Below are 2680 nucleotides of genomic sequence, written 5' to 3'. Positions count from 1 at the left end.
ACCGTGGTGGATTCCGATACCCCACCCGACGTGACGATGTACGTGAAGCTGTCTGTACCGTGGTAGTTGTCGTTTGGTGTGTAAGTGACGCTGCCATCCGGGTTGACCGAGACCGTGCCGTTAGCTGGACCGTTATTGGTATCCAGCGACACCACTTTGTCGTCGCCTTCGAACGTGTCGTTATCTAAGACCTTAATGATGGTTGGCGTATCTTCCACAACCGTCGCTTTATCTGCCACGATATCCGCCACTGGCGCTACTGTGAAGTTCACCGTTTGGCTAACGCTCTCGCCGCTTGGATCGGTAGCCGTAAACGTCAGCGCTTCTGAGCCGTTCCAGTCTGCCGTTGGAGTGAACGTAGCAATCCCATTGACGATCGCCACTTGAATGTTGCTGTTGCCAGAGACGCTAAACGTTAACTCGCCATCCACGTTATCCACATCGCTGAAAGCGGTATTCAGATTGATGCTGTATGGGGTGAAATCTTCCGCCAAGGTTTGGTCTGCAATGCTACTTTCAACCACAGGCGTGTCGTTCACCGCATTCACGGTGACGTTGACCGTCGCTTGGTCAGTCAGTGCACCATCGCTAACGGTGTAAGTGATTTCAGCGTCACCATGGAAGTTCTCAGCCGGTGTGAACACCAACTTGCCGTCAACAATTTCAACTGTACCTTGGTCACTCGGCACAGACGCCGAGTCAATACGTAATGTATCGCCATCAATGTCGGTGTCGTTTGGCAGGACATCAATCGTCACTGGCGTGTCTTCGTCAGTAACGGCATTGTCATTGGTCGCCACTGGCGCGTCATTCACTGGCGTCACATCGATGTTCACTGTGGTGGACTCGGATACCCCACCGGAGGTAACGATGTAGGTGAAGCTGTCTGTTCCGTGATAGTTGTCGTTTGGCGTGTAAGTCACACTGCCGTCCGGGTTGACCGAGACCGTGCCGTTCGCTGGACCGTGATTGGTATCCAGCGACACCACTTTATCGTCGCCTTCGAACGTGTCGTTACCTAAGACCTTGATGATGGTTGCCGTGTCTTCCACAACCGTCGCGTTGTCTGCCACGATGTCCGCCACAGGCGCAACTGTGAAGTTCACCGTTTGGCTGACGCTTTCGCCGCTTGGATCGGTAGCCGTAAACGTTAACGCTTCTGAGCCGTTCCAGTCTGCGGTTGGAGTGAACGTAGCAATGCCATTGACTATCGCCACTTGAATGTTGCTGTTGCCAGAGACACTAAACGTTAACTCACCATCGGCGTTATCCACATCACTGAAGGCAGTATTTAGATCGATGCTGTATGGCGTAAAGTCTTCTGCCAAGGTTTGGTCTGCGAGGTTGCTTTCAACCACAGGCGTGTCGTTCACCGCATTCACGGTGACGTTGACCGTCGCTTGGTCAGTCAATGCACCATCGGTCACGGTGTAAGTGATTTCAGCGTCGCCATGGAAGTTCTCAGCTGGTGTGAACACCAACTTGCCGTCAACAATCTCGACTGTGCCTTGCGCTTCAGGTACGGACGCTGATTGGATAGACAGCGTATCGCCATCAATGTCAGTATCGTTTGGCAGAACATCAATCGTCACTGGCGTGTCTTCGTCAGTAACGGCATTGTCATTGGTCGCCACTGGCGCGTCGTTCACTGGTGTGACATCGACGTTCACCGTGGTGGATTCACTGACGCCCCCAGATGTGACGATGTACGTGAAACTGTCTGTACCGTGGTAGTTGTCGTTTGGCGTGTAAGTGACGCTGCCGTCCGGGTTGACCGAGACCGTGCCGTTCGCTGGACCGTTATTGCTATCCAGCGACACCACTTTGTCGTCGCCTTCGAACGTGTCGTTACCTAAAACCTTAATGATGGTCGGCGTGTCTTCCACAACCGTCGCGCGGTCAGATTCAATATCTGCCACAGGCGCAACTGTGAAGTTCACCGTTTGGCTGACGCTTTCACCGCTTGGGTCGGTCGCCGTAAAGGTTAACGCTTCTGAGCCGTTCCAGTCTGCCGTTGGAGTGAACGTAGCAATCCCATTGACGATCGCCACTTGAATGTTGCTGTTGCCAGAGACGCTAAACGTTAACTCACCATCAACGTTATCCACATCACTGAAGGCCGTATTCAGATCGATGCTGTATGGCGTAAAATCTTCCGCCAAGGTTTGGTCTGCAATGTTGCTTTCAACCACAGGCGTGTCGTTCACCGCATTCACGGTGACGTTGACCGTTGCTTGGTCAGTCAGTGCACCATCAGTAATCGTGTAAGTAATTTCAGCGTCACCATGGAAGTTCTCAGCTGGCGTGAACACCAACTTGCCGTCAACAATCTCGACTGTACCTTGGTCACTCGGCACAGATGCCGAGTCAATCGACAGCTTATCACCATCAATATCGGTGTCGTTTGGCAGGACATCAATCGTCACTGGCGTGTCTTCGTCAGTGACAGCGGTATCATCTTTTGCCACTGGCGCGTCATTCACTGGCGTGACATCGATGTTCACCGTGGTGAATTCCGATACCCCACCGGAGGTAACGATGTACGTGAAGCTGTCTGTACCGTGGAAGTTGTCGTTTGGCGTGTAAGTGACGCTGCCGTCCGAGTTGACCGAGACCGTGCCGTTGGCTGGACCGTTATTGGTATCCAGCGACACCACTTTATCGTCGCCTTCGAACGTGT

The 2680-nt window shown here is 52.9% G+C and carries 1 protein-coding gene; it reads right to left on the bottom strand.

Annotated elements, in window-relative coordinates; genetic code table 11:
* Positions 1-2680 (bottom strand): tandem-95 repeat protein (locus tag R8269_RS23330; RefSeq protein ID WP_318222681.1); only part of this gene is annotated, 2680 nt, incomplete at both ends.

The sequence above is a fragment of the Vibrio sp. Vb0667 genome (assembly GCF_033391095.1).
The sequence above is the reverse complement of the archived record's forward strand: the minus strand, read 5'-3'. Positions and strand labels throughout refer to the sequence as shown.